This is a genomic window from Pandoraea faecigallinarum, from assembly GCF_001029105.3.
GTDB classification, from domain to species: Bacteria; Pseudomonadota; Gammaproteobacteria; order Burkholderiales; family Burkholderiaceae; genus Pandoraea; species Pandoraea faecigallinarum.
The window spans coordinates 4722237-4744106 of record NZ_CP011807.3 but is presented as its reverse complement, the minus strand read 5'-3'; the positions used below and the strand labels follow the sequence as shown (position 1 = coordinate 4744106).

The 21870-nt window shown below is 63.3% G+C and carries 9 protein-coding genes; all 9 read left to right on the top strand.

All coding sequences use genetic code 11. From position 1 onward, the window contains the following. The first annotated feature begins 93 nt into the window (after positions 1-93). On the top strand, positions 94-882 hold the full coding sequence (locus AB870_RS20770; protein ID WP_047906130.1) for a DNA-binding transcriptional regulator: 789 nt from the start codon (positions 94-96) through the stop codon (positions 880-882). Between the two features lie 260 nt (positions 883-1142). Then, complete coding sequence (locus AB870_RS20765) at positions 1143-3290, top strand: filamentous hemagglutinin N-terminal domain-containing protein (RefSeq protein ID WP_084663959.1); 2148 nt, start codon at positions 1143-1145, stop codon at positions 3288-3290. Continuing rightward, positions 3287-5095 carry a ShlB/FhaC/HecB family hemolysin secretion/activation protein gene (locus AB870_RS20760; RefSeq protein ID WP_237169997.1) on the top strand — a complete coding sequence of 603 codons (1809 nt, stop codon included), beginning with the start codon at positions 3287-3289 and terminating at the stop codon, positions 5093-5095. The genes AB870_RS20765 and AB870_RS20760 overlap by 4 nt, the downstream gene beginning before the upstream one ends. A 68-nt stretch (positions 5096-5163) precedes the next feature. After that, on the top strand, positions 5164-6078 hold the full coding sequence (locus tag AB870_RS20755; protein ID WP_047906129.1) for a peptidyl-prolyl cis-trans isomerase: 915 nt from the start codon (positions 5164-5166) through the stop codon (positions 6076-6078). A gap of 105 nt (positions 6079-6183) precedes the next feature. Further along, entirely contained in the window at positions 6184-17937 is an 11754-nt protein-coding gene (locus tag AB870_RS20750) for a two-partner secretion domain-containing protein (RefSeq protein WP_053059469.1), read from the top strand. Then, positions 17937-18275 carry a DUF6984 family protein gene (locus AB870_RS20745; protein WP_047908506.1) on the top strand — a complete coding sequence of 113 codons (339 nt, stop codon included), beginning with the start codon at positions 17937-17939 and terminating at the stop codon, positions 18273-18275. The genes AB870_RS20750 and AB870_RS20745 overlap by 1 nt, the downstream gene beginning before the upstream one ends. A 123-nt stretch (positions 18276-18398) precedes the next feature. Then, complete coding sequence (locus tag AB870_RS20740) at positions 18399-20633, top strand: DUF637 domain-containing protein (RefSeq protein ID WP_053059467.1); 2235 nt, start codon at positions 18399-18401, stop codon at positions 20631-20633. 41 nt (positions 20634-20674) lie between these two features. Next, the gene (locus AB870_RS26490) at positions 20675-21052 is read left to right on the top strand and encodes a hypothetical protein (RefSeq protein ID WP_157112395.1); all 378 of its coding nucleotides are present in this window, start codon (positions 20675-20677) and stop codon (positions 21050-21052) included. 2 nt (positions 21053-21054) lie between these two features. Next, positions 21055-21561 carry an Imm42 family immunity protein gene (locus AB870_RS20735; RefSeq protein ID WP_047906128.1) on the top strand — a complete coding sequence of 169 codons (507 nt, stop codon included), beginning with the start codon at positions 21055-21057 and terminating at the stop codon, positions 21559-21561. Positions 21562-21870 lie beyond the last annotated feature (309 nt).

Genomic DNA, 21870 nt, shown 5'->3' with positions numbered 1-21870 from the left:
TTTTTCGACGAGTCTAGGCACGTCGAAAAAAGCCCTCAACAATTTCAGCGAAATGTGCATAGAATGCACAACGTTGATTTAAAAGGTTTTCTTATGAGCAAATACCCGAATGTGCGCGGCTTGTCGCGTGGGCTGCTCGTATTGCGGGCGCTCAATGCGATGGAGCGCGGGCGCGCCACGGCACAGCAGTTGAGCGAAGCGACGGGACTGCATCGCACGACAGTGCGCAGGCTGCTGGAAACGTTGTTGGAGGACGGATTCGTGAGGCGCAGTACGTCGGACGATACGTTTCGTCTGGCGCTGGCGGTGCGCTCGCTCAGCGAAGGTTTTACGGACGACGAACGAATTGCGACGGTGGCACCGCCGATCATGGGGCAACTGATGCAGCGTGTCGTATGGCCGTCGGACCTCACGACGCCCGACGGCGACGCCATGATCATCCGCGAGACAACGCACCGGTTCAGTCCCCTGTCGTTTCACCGAGCCATGGTGGGGCGTCGCTTGCCCATGCTTTTCACGGCGGCCGGCCGCGCCTACTTCTGCATGTGCCCGGACGCCGAGCGCGAAGACATTCTCGATTTGTTGCGTACCGGCGCGGGCGGCGAGTTGCAGCAACGCTTCGCCAACGACGACGCATTCGTTCGCAATCTCGTGCGCCAGACGCGAGAGGACGGTTTCGGCTCGAACCACGGCGACTGGCTGGACCAGCGCAAGATCGGCGCGGTGGCGGTGGCAATCCAGGCCGGAGGGCGCGTGCTGGCGAGCCTGAACGTCATCTATCTGGATCAGGCAGTCAGTCGCGCCGAAGCCGAGCGCCGCTTCGTCCCGGCGCTGCAAGAGGCTGCCGCACGGATGGCCGCGGCGTGCGCCGAGGCGGCGTGATCCGGCTGTGTCATTACGTCGGTTTCCTAAAAAAATCATCTTTTCTTTAAAGAAACGCTCACTTCTTTCCGTAATGCTCTGTCTGGGCCGGTTCTCGCCGGCTGGGAATTCGAAGGGGGCGGCATTCGCGCAAAGCTGGCACGACACGATAGCCGGTGCGCGAGTGCCGTTCGGGGAACGCTGACGACGCGGCGACACGCCTCGTCCGATGTGGCCTTCGGATGTGACGAGCAGTATGACAACGACAAACGAAAGATCAGATGCCTTGGCAATCGACGCGCGAAGTCTCGCCGTTGGCCGGCGGGATTGACGGGCACACCACACGCAGTTCGGGGATTCATCGGTTTCAGACGTTTCGACATGTGTTCAGGTACGGCCTGGCGACGGCGATCGCCACGGCCGCGCATTGCCACGCCGCGGGTATCGTGCCCGACGGAGGCACGGCTACGACCGTCACCGTTGGCGCCGACGGACGTCAGAACGTCGCGATCGCAGCCCCCGTCTACGGTGTCTCGCATAACACTTACACCAGCTTCAACGTCGAGCGCGCTGGCGCAACCCTCAACAACGCAGGGGTAAATGCACGGACCATCGTCAACGAAGTGACGGGCACCGCCCCCAGCCTGATTCAGGGGCAGATTGCCGTGGCCGGCCCGCGCGCGAATGTCGTGCTTGCCAATCCCAACGGCATTACCGTCAACGGCGGATCGTTCGTCAACACGGGCCACGTCGCGCTCAGCACCGGCCAGGTGTCGTTCAGTGACGTTCTCGTCGCGCCCGGCCTGTACCAGCGCAACGTCGTACTCAATACCGGCCAGGGCTCCATCGAAGTTACGGGTGGCGGCCTCGCGGGCACGCTCATCGGTCTCGAGCTCATCGCCAGAACGGTCAAGGTCAGCGCGCCGATCACCAACGACTTCTCCTCCCCAACGGCATACGTTCGCGTGATCGCGGGAAGCAGCAAGGTCACGCTCAATACCAGCTTCTCTCCGGACGACAACAACAACGACTGGGTCAGCCTTGCGAACCGCCAGCAGTCGGATCCCAATGCCATCGCGCTCGACATCGAGCCCGCCGGCAGCGTCACCTCCGGGCGTATTCAGTTACTGACGACCGACCTCGGCGCGGGCGTTCGCCACGCGGGTGCCATGATGGCCACCGCCGGCGACTTCTCTCTGACGTCCGCTGGCGACGTGCTGCTGGCGCCGTCGAGCAGGATCAACGTCGCGAACAACCTGTCGTGGCAGTCGGCAGGGCAGACAACGATGCGCGGCGCTGCGATCCTCACTGGCGGTTCGATCGGCTTTTCGAGCCGCGGTGTGCTGATTGCCAACTCGGGCGCAACGCAGTCGACACTGGTGTCGTCGCGCAGCGGCATCGTGATCGACAGTCAAGGCGACATTACCAACGTCAGCAGCCTGATTCAGGGCGTCACGCGCGATCCGGCGCTGGCCGCGTCGATGGGCGCGATTACGTTGAACGCCACCGGCACCATCACCAACACCTCCGATCCCGCCAATCCGAACGGTGCCTTCGGCGTGATCTTCGGCGTGAACGACGACGTCGTCATGCGCGCGGCACGCGACATCGTCAATTTGAATGCACGCGTCGAATCGAATCAGTCGGTGTCGATGCAGGCGCAGGGCGATCTCAGCAACGTCATTTCGCATGCCGAAGGGGCGAATGGCGGCGTGGCGAGTGCTTACGCCAACAGCGGTCGGCGCTGGCTCCTTTTCTCGACGCGGGACGAGGGATTCTCGGTGGACTACGGCACGATTCCGGCGCCGGGCCAACTCTCCTACATCATTGCCGATGCGGGCAACGTCACGCTCTCCGGGCGAAACGTGATCAACAACGGCGGCACCGTGCTGACCAATGGCGGCGACATTCGCGTCACCGCGACGAACGACTTCCTCAATCAGGCCGTCATGGCCGGGCAGGCGTCGTATCGGCGCTCATGCTTCATCTTCTGCAAGGCGGAAGCGTCGAGCACGACGGCCTCGTTCGGGGGCCAGATGCAGGCGGCGGGCAGCATCACGCTGCGGGCCGGTCAAAGCGCCAGCAACGTCGGCGGCAACGTGATTGCGTGGGGCGGTAACCTGACCGTAGACGCGCCGCTCGTCACCGCCCAGGGGCTGGTCGGTTACACCGCCTACAACGGCACGCGCGGCCTCAAGGCGTGGTTCGGCAACCACTGGGCGGCCATCTACGCACAGAACGACGGGGGCCTGTTCTCCGCTGCGTCGGGCGAGGTCGTGCTGACGGGGCGTGGCGTCGTCAAGGGCGGTGTCATCAGTGGGGCGGAGGGGGTACGCGCGGCACAGGGCATCGAGACGGCTTACGTGCCTTACCGCGAGCCGGCGCGCATCGGCACGCATCTCGGTCTGACGACGTGGTTCGGCCTATGACGGCGCACAACTGGATGCGGGTGTGCCTCGCCCTCACCTCCCTCGCGGCCCTGTGGACGACGCACGGCGCGCTTGCGCAAACGCCGCCGGGACTTCCGCCGGTGCCGGTGCTGCCGTCCGGCATCACGCCGCAGCAGGATCCGGCGCAGCGTCTGCTGGACGAGCAGCGCAACCGCGCGTTGCAGCGTGAACTCGACCAGCAGCCCGCGCAAATCGAGGTGGCGCCGTCGGCCGTATCGCAGGTGCCGGATCTCCCGGCGGACGCGGACGTCGAATCGCTCCCCGATCCGGAGCCGACCTTTCGCATCGACCATATTGTCTTCAAGGGCGACACGGTGCTTCGCCAGTCGCACCTCGATCGCATCGTCGAGCCATTTCTGCACAGGCAACTCGGCAGACGTCGCATCGACCTGTTGTTGCGCCGGCTCACGGAAGCGTTCGTCGCGCACGGCCTCATCACCACGCGTGCCTATCTGGCCACGCCGCAAAACCTCTCCTCCGGCACGTTGGCGATCACCGTCGTCGCGGGGCGCATCGGCGGCTTCACGTTGAATGGCGGCGCGCTGCGCCCCTCGGGCGAAGGAAAACCGGGTGACGGGGGCGGGTTGCTCACGGATGCGGGCACCGTGTGGGCGTTCCCGGCCTCGGTGGGCGACGTGCTGGATTTGCCCGCGCTCGAACAGGGCGTCGACCAGATCAACCGCTTGCGGCGCAATCAGGCACAGATCCAGATACTGCCGGGCCAAGCTGCGGGGGAGTCCGTCGTCGCGATCCGGAACCCGTTCGGCAGCCGTCTGAATTACAACGTCGGCATCGACAATTACGGCAGTACCACGACCGGACGATGGCGCACGCGGGCGTCCATCGAGGCCGGCAACGTCATCGGCTTGCAGGAGTCGCTAAGCCTCGCCTATACGGGAACGCGCGACAGCAATGCGCTTGTGGTATCGGCCGCCGTTCCCTACGGCTGGCAGACGTTCAGCTATACCGCCGCACTTTCCGAATACCAGCAAATCATCGGGGGCACGGCGCTGCTGTACGGTCGCACACTCAGCCAGATTTTCGGCTGGAACACCGTGCTCACGCGCTCGTCGTCGGGACGCGTGAGTCTCGACGCAACGCTCACCAAACTTTCCACCGAGCGCGACGTCAACGACATCCCGCTCTCCCCCCAGGACCTCACGATCCTGCGCGTTGGCGTCTCGGGCCTGTGGCGCTTCGCGCGTAACGGTCAACCGGGCGCACTCACCGCGTCGCTCGGCATCTCGCAGGGCCTGCCGTGGCTCGACGCCACGCGCGACTTCGATGGCATTCAGAAGCAAGACGCCCACGCCCAGTTCACCAAGCTCGACGCCAGCGCAACGGTGCAAATGCCGCTCGCCCGACTTGGCCCGACGTACTGGACCTGGCGCACCACGCTCACCGGCCAGTACAGCGGCGTGGCGCTCTTCGGCAATGCGCAGATATTCCTCGGCGGAACCGATTCCGTTCGCGGCTTCCTGCAAGGCGGTATCGCGGGCGACAGCGGCTTTTACGTGCGCAATGAAGCCGTGTGGACCAACGCGCCGCTCTGGCAAGGCTTGCGCTGGGAGCCGTATCTGTTCCTCGACGGCGGCAAGGCGCATCTGGTCGCCGAGGCGGGCTGGCCGGCTCTCGTGGGCGCGGGCGTCGGCGCGCGTGCGCAGTGGCAGTTCCGGGGGCAGACGTTCTCCGGCGAACTGATGGCGGGCCGCGCGTTGGTGCAGCCATCGTCGCTGGGACCGAAAGGCAGTGTCGTGCTCGTCACATTCAACTGGGCGGGATGAGTTCAGAAGATACGGGGCTTGCGGCCATCCGGTTCGCAAGGCCCGCCAACGTTGCGGGAGAAGGATCGATGAAAGCGAAGTTCAGCCGTATGTGGGTTGCTGCGAGTGTGTTCGCCGCGTTGAGCGTGGCGCCGCCCGCGATGGCGGCAAAGCAGGGGGCCAAGACAGACAGCAAGGCCGATGTAAGGACCGATGCAAGGACCGACGGCAGGGCGACGGCACCCAGGCCGCTGCCCGCCGACGCGGTTGCCAGCGTCAACGGCGTGACGATCCCGAAAGTGTCGGTGGATACGATGGTCAAGGCGAGCGGCCAGCCCGACAGTCCGCAATTGCGCGAGTTGTTCAAGGGGCAGTTGATCGCCAACGAGCTGCTCAGACAGGCAGCGCAAAAGCAACACTATGAAGCGCGCCCCGAAGTGCAGGCGGCGCTCGAAGCGGCGAAGACGATGATCGTCACGCGCGCGTACATGGCCGAGCATCTCAACGCCGCGCCGGTCAGCGACGCGGACGTCAAAGCCAAGTACGACGCGGTCGTCGCGACACTCGGCGAGAACGAATACCACGCGAGCGCCATCGCGGTGCGTGATCCCGCCGTCGCACAGACCGTGCTCGACGAACTCAGGAAGGGCAACGATTTCGCCGCGTTGGCACGTCAGTACAGTCAGGGCCCCAACGCCGCGCAGGGCGGCCAACTGAACTGGGTTTCCTTCAAGACGCCGATCACGGCGGGCAATACGCAGAGCTGGCCGCAGCCGATTGCCGAAGCGCTGGTGAAACTGCCCAAGGGCGGCGTATCCGCGGAGCCGCTCAAGGTCGGCGATCAGTTCTGGATTCTGCGCATGGACGACAGGCGTGCCACGCAGATCCCGAAGTTCGAGGACAGCGCGCCGCTGCTGCGCAAGCAACTCGAACAAGTGGCGATGGAGAAGGCGACCGCACAGGTCATCGGCGAGCTCGTCAAGAACGCGCGCATTCAGCAGTAACCGTAGTCGTTTCACCGCACGCACTGCAAATCGCAGGCAGGAAGCCGCCGTGTGCGCCACGGCGGCTTCGGGCAACGCACGTCCAATAAACGAACAGGGCACGTCATGAAGGCAACTTCGCGAGAGTTCATCGAAGCTGGGGAAACGACACGTCGATCGGTGCGCACCGACGACGCGGCGGACAATTGCTTCCCCAGCGAGACGCCGTCGATTCGCCTGTGGCAGCGTGCAATTGCAGCGTGCGTTGCCATGACTCTACTCGTCAGCCCGATCTCGGTGACGTTCGAACTGAGCCGCTCGGCGGCGAGAGAGCTGGCGGCGAATCACGGCGGCGTCGACGATACCGCGCTCGCCGTAATGCGCGCGCTCGCCACGCTGCGGTTTCACGTGGGCATGCGCGAGGCGTCGGCCGCGCCGATCACCGACCCGACGGCCCCCGTCGTTTTTGCGCCGAAGATCACCACGAGCGGGGCCGGCGTGCCTGTCGTCAACATTACTGCGCCCAATGCCGCTGGCATCTCCCTCAACCAGTATCAAAGCTTCAACGTCGACGCGGCGGGGCTGATCCTCAATAACAGCCTGCTCAACGGCACGTCGCTCAACGGCGGCGCCATCGCGGCCAACCCGAATCTGTCGGGCCGCACCGCAAGCACCATCGTCAATCAGGTGACGTCGTCCGGCAGCGCCTACGCCAGCGCGCTCAATGGCCCGCTGGAAGTCTTCGGTGCGCCCGCCACGGTCGTCATCGCGAACCCGAACGGCATCGCCGTGCGCGGTGCCGGATTCACCAACACCATCGGCGTGACGCTTACCACCGGCACGCCACAGTTCCTCACCGGCCCCGGCGGCACGCCCACGACTTTCGCCAATGCCGCCGCGCTCGGCTACAACGTCACCGGCGGTCACATTCAGCTTGAGGGCAACCCCGGCGTGAACGGTCCCGGCAGCGGCATCGAGGGCACCGTCGGCGCCATCGATCTGATCGGGCAGACGGTCGGCGTGAACGCACCGCTGTACGCCGGCACACGCATCAACGTCATCACGGGGAATCAGCAGGTGTCGACCGGCGCCGTGGATGGCACGGGAACACGCTACACCACGAGCGCGAACGGCGCCGCCAATACCGCGCAGGCCGTGCAGAGCGCGACCGGGAGTGCGCAGGCCCTCGCCATCGACGCCACACGTTTCGGCGCGATGACCGCTGGCCAGATTCAGGTGATCGGCACCACTGCCGGCCTCGGCGTGCGCATGGCTGGCGATCTCGCGTCGACGGCGGGCGACCTGATGCTCTCGTCCGGGGGCGATCTGACGGTGGCGAACCACGCGGCGCAGCAGCAGGTGCAGATGACGGGTTCGGGCAACGTGGCGCTCACGGGCACGGGACTTGGCGAGGCGGGCTACCGGTTGACAGCGGCCGGCGACGTGTCGTCGACAGGCGCGCTTCAGTCGGGCAAGGCGATGGACGTGCGCGCGGGCGGCCATCTCGCGCTCGCCAACATCCAGGCCAATGACGGCGCCACGCTGAGCGCGGGCAAAACGCTCGTGCTTCGGGAAGCGCAGGTCGGCGGCGATCTGTCGCTCGCGACGCAGGACGTGGCGCAAGGCGACATTCGCCTCACCGGGCCAGTGACGGTCGCAGGCGCACTGGTCGCGAAGTCGGCGCAGGGCGTGTTCGTGACGGACAGCACCGGCGCGACCGGCGCCGTCTCGATCACGGCGGGCGGTGACTTTCAGGTCGCGCAGGGCGGCCGATTGACGGGGCACGGCGGCGTAGCCACGCAATCGGGGGGCAATACCCGCGTCGACGGCACGCTCGCGTCCGGTGCGCAACTGGACATGACCTCGAAGGGCGACCTCGACGTGCAGGGCGATATCGCCTCGACGCAGACGGCGCGGCTGAGCGCGAACGGCGCATTGAACGTCGACGGTACGCTGCTCGGCCAGACCGATGCGACGCTGCGCGCCGGCACGGACATCACCGGTCAAGGCAAGCTCGCCTTCGGTACGGCTGCCATGCTGCGCGCGAGCCGTGACGTTTCGTTGAGCGGCGCGTTGCTGGCCGGTGCGCTGGACGTCGCCGCCGGAAACAGCCTGTCGCTCAATGATGGGCAGAGCACCGGAACGGCGACGCTGACTGCGCTGGGCAACGCGGGCGGGGGTGACATCGCGCTGCAAGGCAAGGTCTCGTTCTATGGCGCGGCGGCGCTTGCCGCGGCGCGCGACGTTCTCGTGAACGGCACGGCAGCCGGTGGCGATGCATTGACGCTCAACGCTTCGCGCGACGTGACCGTTGCCGGAACGCTTCAAACGGCCGGTACGGCGCAGGCGCTGTCGATCACCGCGGGCAACGCGCTGTCGGTGCCGGGCACCATCGAAGCCAGCGCAGACCTGAAGGCGAACGCAGGCACGTCGCTCGACATCGCGGGCAGCGCCACGGCGGCGGGCGATGTCGGCGTGCAAGCGGGTGGCGACGTGCGTGTGTCGGGCAACGTTTCCGGACAACGCACGGGCACGCTGGATGCAGGCGGCAACCTCGACATCGGCGGCGGCGCGCACTTCCTCGGCAACGCCTTGCTGACGTCGGGCGGCAACGCCACACTCGGCGGCACATTGCAGACGGCGAATCTCGTCGTCGTGAGTCGTAATGCTGTGACGCTTGGCGGCATCCAGACCACCGGCACGCTGGATGTCACTGCAAACGGTCTCGGTGGCAGCGGCGACATTCGCGTGACGGGGCCGCTCGCGTCGTTCGGTGTGGCAACGTTGAATGCCGCGCGCGACGTGTTCGTCACCACGACGGGAAAGATCGCGGCGAGCGACAAACTCGTCGTGACCGCTCAGCGCGACATCCAGCTTGACGGCGGCGTGAGCGCTGTCGGCGACGTGGCGATGACGGCGGCGTCCGGCGATCTTACGACGACGGCCAATCTGAGCACCAACAGCCAGCTCGCCCTGGCCGCAGGCGGGACGGTGACGTTGGCCGCACCGCAGACGAGCGCCATCGGCAACGCCTCGGTGAGCGCCGCTCGGGACATCGTGCTCAACGGCGCACTGGTCGGTCTGGGCGGCGTTTTGCAAGCGGGGCGCGATCTCGCCGGTGCGGGCGCATCGGCGTTTGCCGACAGCGCCACGCTCACCGCCGGTCGCGACGTCAATCTCTCCGGCGTGTTGCAGGGTAATGGCGTCACGGTGACGGCGGGCAACAGCGCGACGGTATCCAGCGTCACGTCGAACGGCACGCTTTCCGTGTCGGCGCGCGGGAATGCCGGTGGCGGCGATGCGGTGATGAACGGCACGTCGAAGGTCGTCGGCGGCGTCGACGTTACCGCCGCGCGAGATGTCACCGTGGCGGGCGACTTGGCGACGGGAGACAACGCCACCCTGACGGGTGCACGCGACGTCGACATTACCGGCAAGATTCAGGCCGCGAAAGATATCGCGTTGACAGCCGCGCAAGGCAGCGTCAGGCAACAGGGCACGCTGAGCGCGGGCAATCAGCTCGGCGTTGCCGCCGGCACGGATGTCGTCATGGGCGGCGAAACCGCCGTGGCAGGCAACACGGCGCTGACCTCGGGCCGCGACACGGTAATCGCCGGCACGCTCGCCGGACAGGGAACGGGAAGCGTCGTCTCCGGCCGGGATGTAACCGGCACCGGGGCGGCCTCGTTCACGGGCAGGCTCGATGTGACGGCAGCACGTGACGTCGACCAGCGCGGCCTTCTGCAGGGCGGTGGCGTGGCGATTACCGCAGGGAACAGCCTCACGGTCGGGAATGCGCAGTCGACCGGGGCGTTGGCGCTCACGGCACATGGTCTGACGGGCGGCGGCGATATCACCGTCAACGGCGAGTCCGGCGCGCCGGGTACCGTGGCGTTGCAAGCAGCACGCGACATCTTCGTGAACGGGGTGCTCGGGGGCGGTGGTGCCACCACACTCGACGCGCAGCGCGACCTCAACGTCGCGGGCTCGGTTCAGTCGGTTGGAGATGCGCGTCTGGCGGCCCAGACCGGCAGCGTTCGGGCGAGCGGCGGCATCAGCGGTTCGTCGAATCTGTTCGTCGGCGCGGCGCAGGACATCGTTCTTGGGGCCTCGACAAGCGCACTGAAAGACATCACCGTCAGCGCCGGGCGGGATTTGCAGCTCGGCGCGGTGCTCGTTGGCGTCAATGCCAGTCTGAGCGCGGACAGGTCGTTGCTCGACGCGGGCGATGGCAGCGGGAAAGCTGTCTTCACCGGCACGGCGACGTTGGCCTCCTCCGGCGACACGACACTCACGGGCGGCGTGCAGGCGAACGGCATCGACGTGACGGCGGGCGGCAACGCAACGCTCGGCGTGCTCAATTCGGCCGCGGGCGTGAAAGTCGTGACCACCGGCATGGCGGGCACATTGGGTGGCCCGGGGGACATCGTGTTCAACGGTGCCGTGTCGTCGCCGAACGCGTTCACCGCGACGGCGGCGCGCGACGTCCTGCTGACCGGCAGCGTGACATGTGGTGCGGCGTGCGAGCTGATTGCGCAGCGCAATCTCTCGGTCACGGGAACCGCCCTCACGTTGGGGGATCTCTCGCTGCTTACGCGCACCGGCGACCTTGCGATCCGCGGCGATGTGACCACGGCCGGCACATTACTGGCGACGAGTGCGGGCAACGCGTCGCTCGGCGGCAAGCTGAACATTCAGGGCGATCTGCGAGCGAGTGCGGCGAACGATCTGACGCTGTCCGGCCAGACGGCCGTGCAAGGCATCGGCACGTTACGCGCCGGCAATGACATCAACGGCGATGGCGCCACGGTGTTCGGCGGCGATGTCGCGTTGACGGCGGGCCGCAATACGGCGCTCACAGGCGCATTGGCCGGCCGGAACGTCGACATGCATGCTGCAAACGACGTCGGCTTGCATAACGTGCAGGCCACGCAGGCCCTTGCGGTGATGGCTGACGGTAATGCGGGCGGCGGCGACGTTACGGTAAGTGGCGATGCCATCGCCCTCGGCACCGTGACGATGACCGGCGCGCGCGACGTTGCGGTGACCGGCAAGACCGTGGGTGGCGATAGCGTCGCGCTCACTGCGACGTCGGGCGGCATTCGCCTCCAGGGCGACGCGGCGTCGCAACGCGATATCACGCTGACCGCGGCGAGCGGTGCCATCTCGACTGGCAACGTCGGCGCGCAGGGCAATCTCGCCGTCAATGCGGGTACGTCGCTGACGATGCAGGGCGACACCATGGCGAACGGACTCGTGCGCCTGACCTCCGGCGGCGACATGACGCTTGGCAATGTGCGTAGCGTAGTCGCGGATGCCGTGGCCGGTGTGCTGAGTGCCGGCGGCAACCTGAGCGCGACGTCGTTGACGTTCGGCAATGGCGGTCTGACGACCATCTCCGGCAATGCGACGCAGGTCGGCGGCGCAATCGTCGCGGGCGACACGTTGACGATGACGACGGCGGGCGACCTGTCGGCAGGCGCGATTCAGGCAGGAAAATCGGCGGCATTGACCGCGGGTGGAACCGGTGACGTTCGCGTCGCTGGCGACATCGCAACGGGCAACGGCCTGACCGTGCGCGCGGGGCGTGACGTCACGCTCGGCGGCGCGGTCACGGCGGGCGAGGGCGTTACCGTCAACGCCACGCGCGACCTGCGCATCGACGGCGCGTTGTCGGCGAATCAGGACATTGCACTCACCACGGCGCAAGGCGATCTCGCGTTGCGTGGCCCGATCACCGCCATCACGAATCTCACGGCGAACGCGGGCCGTGCACTGAGCGTGGGCAAGGCGCAGGTCAACGGCGACACGTTGCTGATCGCGGGCACGACGATGGCGATCACGGACCACCTGATCGGCAGGGGAAGCGCGTCGCTCCAATCGGGCGGCGACATCACCGGCGCGGACGGTGCGCACAATGGTGCGTTGACATTCGGCAAGGATGTCACGATCACGTCGGGCGGCAAGCTGACGCTCGGGAGCGTGGACACCGCAGGCGACGTGAAGATTGCCACGCAGGGCGACACGTCGCTCGGCGCACTGACGTCGATGGGCAAGGCCTCGCTCGCGAGTGCCACGGGTAGTTTGACGCTTGGCAAGGTCCTCGTCGGCGGTGCGCTCGATGCCACTGCTGCGACGCACCTGAGCGCATTGCAGGGCGTGTCGGGCATGGGCGCGATATCCCTTGCCGCGCTGGGCGGAAATCTGAACGTAGCGGACGTCTCCGGCAACGGCGCCGTCACCCTGAACGCGGGGCAGACGCTTACGCTGGGCGGCACGAATACCGTCGTGGGCGACATGACGCTGAACGGGGGCAACGTTGTCGTCAACGGCACCACGACGGCGTCGAAGGCCTTTATCGCCACGGCGACCGGTTCGCTGGATGCCAGCGGTGGTCAGCTTTTCGTGACCAATGACGCGAAGCTCTCCGGCGCGCGCGTCGATACGGGCGCAATGATCGTGGGCGGGGCGCTCGACGTCACGGCAACGCAGTGGATCAGCACGCACGGTCTCGCGTTGATCAACGGAGCTACGTCGTTCGATGCAGGCGGGGGAACGTTTACGAACTCGGCGGGGGCATCGGTGCTCAGCGGCGGTGCGTTGTCGATCCACGCGGGCGGCATCGTCAATCAGGTGGGTGGGCAACTGGCGTCGACGAAGGCATTGACGCTCACGTCGAGCGGCGACGTGACCAATGCCGGGCTGCTGAACGGCAGCACGACGTCCGTCACGGCGGGCGGCACGCTGACCAATGGCGGTACGATGCTCGGCGCTGGCGGCATCTCGCTGAACGTCAATGGACTGAACAATAACGGCGGCATGATCCTCGCGGGCGATGTGACGAGCGCGACGCCCGCGAGCGCGGACCTGTCGCTGACCGTCAACGGTGCGGGAACCGTGACGAGTGCGGGCGGTGAGCTTGCGGCGACGCGAAATCTGACGGCAGCGATGAACGCGGCAACGTTCGATGCGACGGGCAGCGCGCTGCAAGCCGGCGGCACGATGTCGATCACGGCGAACGTCATCAACAACTCGGGGATGTTGCAATTGGGCGGGGCGAGCACGTCGCTCACGGGCCTGGCGTCGTTCATCAACAGCGGGACGATTCAAAGCAATGGCGCGTTGACGCTGTCGAGCCGGGGCTGGTTCACGAACCTCGGCAATGTGATCGGTGGCAGCGATGTGACGGTGAACGCAGCGATGATCAACGGCGCTGGCGCTACCCTCCATGCCGACCGCGATCTCGCGCTCACGGGCGATGTCGTCAATGGCGGTTTGATCGAGGCGAACCGCAATCTGGCCATGAGTGGCGGCAACTTCACGAACACGGGCGCCAAGACACAAGCCGCGGGCAACATCACCTTCTCGATGCCGGGCACGCTGAACAACGTCGGCGGCACGATCATCGCGGGGAACAATCTGACGGTGAATGCCGGGGCGGTAATCAACGATCAGGCGGCGGGGGCGGGTCTGACGACGACCGACACCACGATCACCGATCCGTCTTTGCTGTGGAGCGGGCTGGTCGGCAGCCGCGACTGGGTTGCCTACGATGGGCCGCGTATCAATGTCAGCGAGGGAGACCCGGGAACGCCTTCCGCCGTCAACCATACTGCGAGCGCTACGCTTGGCGATCTGCTTTCCCCAACGGGGGCGACCGCACAGGGCAAGCCTGTCGGCGCGAATCCGTGGGAGTCGCAGACTTGCGTATGGCTTGGGCCCAACGTCTGCACAACGGGCGTTTCCGATCCGATCATCGGCAGCGGCGTTTTCTATCTGAACAAGCTCACCGGGTCGCGCCCTAGCGGGGATGGCTACGTCGACTATACGTACTGGAAGGTCAGTGCGACGCCGATCTTTGGCGCGCAGGCCAGCGTTGCGGTTGCTCTGCCTACGGTCCATCAGACCAGTTCCACTTTGCAGATGGGCGAGAAGGGCAGCATGGTGGCGGGCGGTGACATCTCCATCACCACGGCGAACCTCTCGAACCGGGGCGGGCAGATCGGCGCAGGACGGAATCTGACGCTCAACGTCGGTTCGATGGCGAACGGCGCCATCGTTCCGACCACGACGAGCAATGTCGTCAACTGGGTCGATCAGGGGCAGTACACGGCGTTTCTGAATCAGATCAATTCGCTTGGCGATTTCGTCATGACGCCCGCGCAGCAGGACGGCCCGACCGGTGCGTCGCCGGACGTGCGTTTCACGATCAACGCGAATTCGGCGGCACCAACGTCGACGTCGAGCATCAACTGGTCGTCGTCGCTTGGCCTGATGACGGCGGCGAACAACCTGAGCATTGCCGGGGGAAATCTCGTCAACGAGGGCATGATCTATGCGCAGAACAACGTCAGTATCACCGCCGCGAGCCTAACGAATCAGGGCGGCAATACGCAGCAGTTCACGGACCAGGCGGGATGTGCACCGGGCACAAGCATCGCGGCATGCTACAAGGGCAACGAAATTCGTGGCGCGAACCCCAACACGACCTCGTTCACCTATGCGCAAAACAACGCGGCAATCATCGCGGGTAACAACCTGACGATTGCCGCGGGCACGATCAACAACAAGTATGGCGATCTGATCGCGGGTCACGATCTCGTGATTGGCGGCGTCGGCTCGTCGGCCACGGGCACGACAGCAGCCGACTCGCTGACGAACACGTCGGGCAATATTCTTGCGGGCAACAACCTGACGTTGAACGTTGCAGGCGGCATCACCAACACGTTGCCGCCGCCGGTGCAGGTTCACGAGAACTACGGCAAGCTCGAGAAGTACGCCGGTTGCATGACGGCGGGTGGCTACAAGGAGAGCTACTGCGAGGCGTACGTCGACCAGCAGTCGGGCAATTCGTCGATCATCGGTGCGGGGAACAATCTGACGATCAACGCGGGGTCGTTGACGAACGTCGGCAGTCTGATCACGGCGGGGCTTAACGCGACGATCAACGTCAGCGGCCCGGTGGTCAACAGCGCGCAGACGCTCAATGCCTACTGGCACTCGCACTGGGTACAAGAGACGGGCATGTTCGAGTCGGACAAGCGTCACGACGTGTGGAGTTGCGGCAGCGCGGCGGAGTGTTCGTCGTTGTATGGCGACGCGTACAACAGCGTGGGTGGCGTGATCAACCCGCCGACGCCGGTGGGCAACATCGCGGCGACGATTCAGGCGCCGAACCTGACGTTGACGTCTGGCGGGCAGATCGTCAACGTGGGTAACGTGGTGGGGCAGTCGGTGTCGCTGCGCGGCACGAGTCTCGTCAACGGCATCACGACAGCGAACACATATACGCCGCAAGTGGGAAATCCGCCACAAGTGATCAGCCTGGCACCCGCGAATGGCGGTCTGAATCTGACGATTCCGGCGAGCTTGGGCGGCACGGGGCCGTCGATCCTCACGGGCGCCGTGGGCCAGCAAAACGGCCCGAGCTATGTGGTGGGCGGACTGGGCGCGACGCTCGATCCGGTTTCTCCGCAGGTGCTGATCTCCAACTTGCCCGCGTCGCTGCAACCGAGCACGACGACGTTCTACTTCTCACCGCAGCAGGAAGCCATCCAACTGCAACAAGCAGCCCTGATGCAAACGGGCAAGGCGAGCTTCATCAATGGGTTGTCGACGGACAGCACGTCGCAGTTGACGGTCAACGACCAACAAAAGCTGGTGCTGTACGGCAACGCGGTGGCGTACGCGAAGGCGAACAACATCCAGTTGGGTCAGGCACTCACGCCTGAGCAGATCGCGGGTCTGTCACAACCGATGCTGTGGTACGTCGAGCAGACGGTGCCGGAGCCGGGATGTGCCGCGACGGGCAACGCAAAGTGCCCGACGGTCACGGCCCTGATGCCGCAGGTGTATTTGCCGGAGAACTTCTCGGCGCTGTCGGCGGGCGGTCAGATTCTGGCGAGCAACGAGCTGTCGCTGAACTTCGGCAGCACGGCCACGGGCGGCAGCATCGTGAACACGGGCGCGATCACCTCAGGCGGGACGCTCGCGGTGACCACCGGCACGCTGACGAACCGCGCCAACGTGGTCGACGTGGGCGAGATCTGGAGCTACATCAAGGACGCGGGCTACCTGAAGACGACAGGCACGGTGGTGCAGCCGGGCGGCTTCATGAGCGCGGCGGCGGGCGGACTGACGCTGAACGTCGATCAGTTCAACCAGATCGGCGGCGCACTCCAACTTCTCGGTCAAAACGGCGACATCGACCAGGCGGCAACGCAAGCGTTCATCGCGGGTGTCGCGAGTCAGTTGGGCGAGAACTTCGTCCAGCAGACGCTGCAAAACGACCTGCACACGGATTTCGTGAAGCAGGGCGGGAGTTTTGGGATTCAGCAGGTGGGGATGATCGTTGGGGCTGTGGCGATGTCGATGGCGCTGGGGCCGATGTTCTCGACGATGGTGGGGCAGTTAGCGGGCGTTGAGGCTGGTACGGCGGCACTGATGGCAGCAGCCGGAACCACGGCGGAAGGCGTGGCCATCGGTGCGGGTCTTGGCAACATCGCGTTGAGCGCAGCAATGACTGCCATGACGAGCTCGGCGTTCTCGCAGTTGGTGACGACGGGATCGATCGATTTCGGCTCGGTGATGACAAGTGGGCTGTCAAGTGCGATTACGGCAGGCTTGCTCAATGGAATTACGTACACGGCGGGCGATGGCGTTGGCTTTACCACGGTGGGCGGTGCGGGCAACAGTCTGAGCAGCCTGGCCGGTGTGAATCCGAGTTATGTCGGGGGGACGGCTGGCAATGCGGTTGTCAGCACGGCTGACAAGCTGATGTCGCAAGGGCTGGCGATTCTGAGCCAGTCGGTGATTCAGGCGGGGGTGCAATCGGCTATTCAGGGAGGGAGCTTCCTTGATGCGTTGAAGGCGAGCGGTATCAATAATCTCGGCGCGGCATTGGCGTTCCAGATTGGCGAGATGAATAGCGCGGGCGGATTCGGTGATGGATTGCCGGGAGGGTTAGCCTATGTTGCGACCCATGCCGCTCTGGGATGTGTAGGTGCTGCTGCATCGGGAAGTGATTGTGCGGGAGGGGCGATTGGGGCGAGTGTCAGCGCAGCGTTGATGCCGGACCTGATCCGTGCGTTGGGCACTGGCGATCATCCATTGGATCCGGCGCAACGCGCGGCATTGACGACGCTTGCTGGACTCGCTGGTGCACTTGGCGCAGGGGCCGCTGGTACGGATCCGAATGCTGGCGCATTCTGGGCCCAAAACGAAGCGACAAACAACGCAGAAGAGCACCCCGGGGGAAGTGGGCTTGCATCGAAGCTTGCGAACGCGCTAATTTCGCTGGTGAATTGGCGCTCGGAAGCCCGCGAGTGGTTGACCCGTCAGTTCTTGCTCGCACAGCGTCAGCAGTCCGGTGAGAAGCCTCCGGCAGACGCGAATCCGCTGGTGCAGGAAAACGACCGAACTCCTCCCACGAGTGGGAGTGTAGTTGCGTCACCTCCGGTGGTCACGTGCTTGCCCAATGGTACGTGTACGGTCGCACCGCCCGTAGTCGCGGGTGGTAGTGCAGGGGCTCCCGGAAACTGGAGTCTCTCGTCAAACGACGGGAATGACGCATCGGATGGCGGGGCGTCGACTGGCCTTGGTGCGGAAGGCAAGGGAGAACATGGAGGTTTGTCATATCTCCAATTTGGCTCGAATAAAAACCAAAATGATCATGCGTTCCGTCACGTGATTGATGGTGGCTACGATGCTGTGGCTGTCCAACAATCTATCGCTGATGACTTGGGCAGAATTGGTCGAATGTTGCCCGACGGTCTGTACAAGGGTACCGTTCATGTGAATGGCATTGAATTCAACTATAGCGCGTTCAAATTTCCGAACGGAAAGATAAACGTTGGGAGAATAACTTTTCCGAGGTCATGATGGGAGTTTGTAGAAAATTATATGACGTGGAGTATGCTCTGTTACGTGATTTGATTTCTCGTGCGGATATCAGTGTCGATAGAAAAAATTATTTGATTGATTCAATGGGGGATGTCTCGGTTGAAGAGATGTTGGATGGTGGAATGGGAAGTTTGAGATTGATTAACAAAAATGCGAGAAATCGTAAATTTGGAGGGCAGCTTGTGGAAAGTGAGTACGTGGATATGGATGGTGTGCAAATTTCGGTTGCGGTGAACGTTGACCAGTTTGGCGATCTTTTTGAGTTGGATATTTGGAAGGTGGATTTTTCTGCGTTAATTAAGTTTCCGTCACCATAGTTTTATATTTGATATTAGATTTAAAATTTATTTATACAAATACTGTTAGTATCTGGAGGCAAGCGGTCAATGTCTGTTTTGTAAATATTTTAATCTTCGAACAAGAATCGTTCGAATAGGCCGATGGCGACGGGAGGGCGCGGCACGAGTCTCGTCAACGGCATCACGACGGCGAACACATATACGCCGCAAGTGGGAAATCCGCCGCAAGTGATCAGCCTGGCACCCGCGAATGGCGGTCTGAATCTGACGATTCCGGCGAGCTTGGGCGGCACGGGGCCGTCGATCCTCACGGGCGCCGTGGGCCAGCAAAACGGCCCGAGCTATGTGGTGGGCGGACTGGGCGCGACGCTCGATCCGGTTTCTCCGCAGGTGCTGATCTCCAACTTGCCCGCGTCGCTGCAACCGAGCACGACGACGTTCTACTTCTCACCGCAGCAAGAAGCCATCCAACTGCAACAAGCAGCCCTGATGCAAACGGGCAAGGCGAGCTTCATCAACGGGTTGTCGACGGACAGCACGTCGCAGTTGACGGTCAACGACCAACAAAAGCTCGTGCTGTACGGCAACGCGGTGGAGTACGCGAAGGCGAACAACATCCAGTTGGGGCAAGCACTCACGCCTGAGCAGATCGCGGGTCTGTCACAACCGATGCTGTGGTACGTCGAGCAGACGGTGCCGCAGCCGGGATGTGCCGCGACGGGCAACGCAAAGTGCCCGACGGTCACGGCCCTGATGCCGCAGGTGTATCTGCCGGAGAACTTCACGGCGCTGTCGGCGGGCGGTCAGATTCTGGCGAGCAACGAGCTGTCGCTGAACTTCGGCAGCACGGCCACGGGCGGCAGCATCGTGAACACGGGCGCGATCACCTCAGGCGGGACGCTCACGGTGACCACCGGCACGCTGACGAACCGCGCCAACGTGGTCGACGTGGGCGAGATCTGGAGCTACATCAAGGACGCGGGCTACCTGAAGACGACGGGCACGGTGGTGCAGCCGGGCGGCTTCATGAGCGCGGCGGCGGGCGGGCTGACGCTGAACGTCGATCAGTTCAACCAGATCGGCGGCGCGCTCCAACTTCTCGGTCAAAACGGCGAAATCGACCAGGGAGCAACGCAAGCGTTCATCGCGGGTGTCGCGAGTCAGTTGGGCGAGAACTTCATCCAGCAGACGCTGCAAAACGACCTGCACACGGAGTTCGTGAAGCAGGGCGGGAATTTCGGGATTCAGCAGGTGGGGATGATCATGGCCGCGGCCATGACCGGTGCCGCACTTGGCCCGATGTTCTCGGGAATGATCGCGGCACAACTTGGCACGACGGCGGGGACATTCGTTGCGGGCGGACTGGGTAACGTGATGGCAAGCGCAGCACTGACCGCCATGACGAGTTCGACCATCACGCAGGTGATGTTCAACGGTACGCTGGATTTCGGTGGGGTGTTGAAGACGGGGTTGTCGGCAGCGATCACGGCGGGGTTGTTGAACGGCATTACGTATTCGAGCGCGGATGGACTCGGATTCTCGACGACGGCATCGCCAAACAGCCTGAGCAGTCTCGCGGGGGTGAAACCGACATTCGTGGACGGTGCCGTCAACCAGGCAAGCGCTGCGACGGCAGGGCAATGGCTGACACAGGGCATGGCGATTCTGGGCCAGTCCGTGATTCAAGCAGGGGTGCAGTCGACGATTCAGGGCGGGAGTTTTCTTGATGCGTTGAAGGCGAGTGGTATCAGCAATTTGGGTGCCGCGTTGGCGTTTCAGATTGGCGAGGCAAAGGTCGGCGGCGTATTTGGAGAAGGACTCGGGAAGGACCTGCTTTCGATTACGGCCCACGCAGCGTTGGGATGTGCTGGAAGTGCGGCTTCTGGAAATGGATGTGCCGGCGGAGCGATTGGTGCGGCCGCAAGTGCAGCGTTCACGCCGGATTTCATCAAGGCAATAGATCCGAGCGGTGCGCCACTCAACGGCGGACAACTGGGGGCACTCTCAATGCTCTCGGGCTTGATGGGAGCGACGTTCTCGGGCTTCGCAGGAGCGGATCCGTCGGCAGGGGCGTTCTGGGCACAGAATCAGGCGTTGAATAATGATGCGGGAAGCGCAGAACATACCGCAGATGCGGTGAAGGGAGGGTTGGCAAACACGCTGACGACACTGCTGTATATCCTCATGCCCGGTATGCCAGGGAATCCAGTAGTTATTGCCGCGAGAGACCAATTTGCTAGCCTAATGATCGCTGGCGCCAAGAAAAAGATGTCTGAACCATCGATCGACCTACTTTTCCAAGGTGTGGCTAACGGGGCAAACGCTGTCGTTGGAGGGGGAGCGGAAATACGCCCACCGCTGGCGGCGTCAGTGTAAGAGCCGGCGCCGGAGGGGGAACTGGTGTAGAGGCGGGAAGCATGATCGGAATGCCAGGGGACATTCCGGACAACGTGATCCTCTCAAAGGGTTCCGACAACAAAACCCCAAGTCCGGTGCTATCGGATGATCCCTACAACCCGTCGAATGTGGATGCACGGGTGAAACCCGCATATGAGACTAACCCAGCGCACGATAAAGGTAGTCCACTGTACAACCCCAAAAAAACGCCGGAGCCAGCAGACTCCCGTGTCGCATACGAGGATGGCGCGGTGCGCGGAGGTATGGGAACTTGGTATGCCCTAGGGAAGACAGGCTATTATCAATATTTTTCGGACAATGCAGGAACGGTGCATTTCAGCGGCACAATTCCCTCTTCAAAGGTTCCTCCAAGTGTTCTAAAAATTCTGGGGAAGTGAACATGCTATTCGGTGACAAAGCACGGCTCGGGATCGAGTTTGAATTGAACGAAAACCCGGGCGATGCGTGGATGTTCGGAAAATTCTGCTATTGGATTGCTGGCGAGCAAGTCGGAAACTTCGACGAAGGGGTCTCCTTGCGAGATGTGCTGTTTTCGATGCGATACATCGTGGGCGACGCAGGAAAACGTGAAGCCCCGTCGCTGGTATTTTGCGACGAGATAGCGGTTTTTCATGTGATCCAGAATTCTATTAGTGAAAGTGATTTAAATATGGTAAGTTCGATTCCCCCCGATATCTCGCCAGCTTGTTTTGATATTTGCCCAAATTTAGATATTTTTAATAGATGGAATATTTATCTTGTGGATGCTGAAGATATTTCTAAAATTATTTATTCCGAAGATGCCGGTGTAACCGTAAAGACTGTCGAAATCTTGCCGGGCGAGTTCGATTCAGTCGCATCCAGTGCCTATCAGGAGTTAGACCGCATATTCGAAGCTTCCCAGTAATTCTTATGATGACCGAATACCTGACCTTCGCCGTTGCAGTCAGGCTACTGTCTCTGAGAGTGCTCAAGCGCTGTTAGGTGGATTGGCGTCGGTGGTCGTCGTTTGAATCTCTATCGCGCGCCACTTTACAAGGCTTGTACTTGGTAAGTCTTGAGATAATGGTTTTACACGTTGGATGCCGTTTCCAATCTCGAAGTGCAAGCCGGGAAGTGGGACTTGCTTCGAGGTTTTTCTATGTGAAATAGAAGAAAAAGGTAAAAGCGTGCATGCCTTACTTGGAAGAAGTCGGATCTCGACTTGGAGCTAGGG

Coding starts and splice junctions, on each gene's coding strand:
- AB870_RS20770 (WP_047906130.1), top strand. CDS start 94: ATGAGCAAATACCCGAATGTGCGCGGCTTGTCGCGTGGGCTGCTCGTA.
- AB870_RS20765 (WP_084663959.1), top strand. CDS start 1,143: ATGCCTTGGCAATCGACGCGCGAAGTCTCGCCGTTGGCCGGCGGGATT.
- AB870_RS20760 (WP_237169997.1), top strand. CDS start 3,287: ATGACGGCGCACAACTGGATGCGGGTGTGCCTCGCCCTCACCTCCCTC.
- AB870_RS20755 (WP_047906129.1), top strand. CDS start 5,164: ATGAAAGCGAAGTTCAGCCGTATGTGGGTTGCTGCGAGTGTGTTCGCC.
- AB870_RS20750 (WP_053059469.1), top strand. CDS start 6,184: ATGAAGGCAACTTCGCGAGAGTTCATCGAAGCTGGGGAAACGACACGT.
- AB870_RS20745 (WP_047908506.1), top strand. CDS start 17,937: ATGGGAGTTTGTAGAAAATTATATGACGTGGAGTATGCTCTGTTACGT.
- AB870_RS20740 (WP_053059467.1), top strand. CDS start 18,399: ATGGCGACGGGAGGGCGCGGCACGAGTCTCGTCAACGGCATCACGACG.
- AB870_RS26490 (WP_157112395.1), top strand. CDS start 20,675: ATGATCGGAATGCCAGGGGACATTCCGGACAACGTGATCCTCTCAAAG.
- AB870_RS20735 (WP_047906128.1), top strand. CDS start 21,055: ATGCTATTCGGTGACAAAGCACGGCTCGGGATCGAGTTTGAATTGAAC.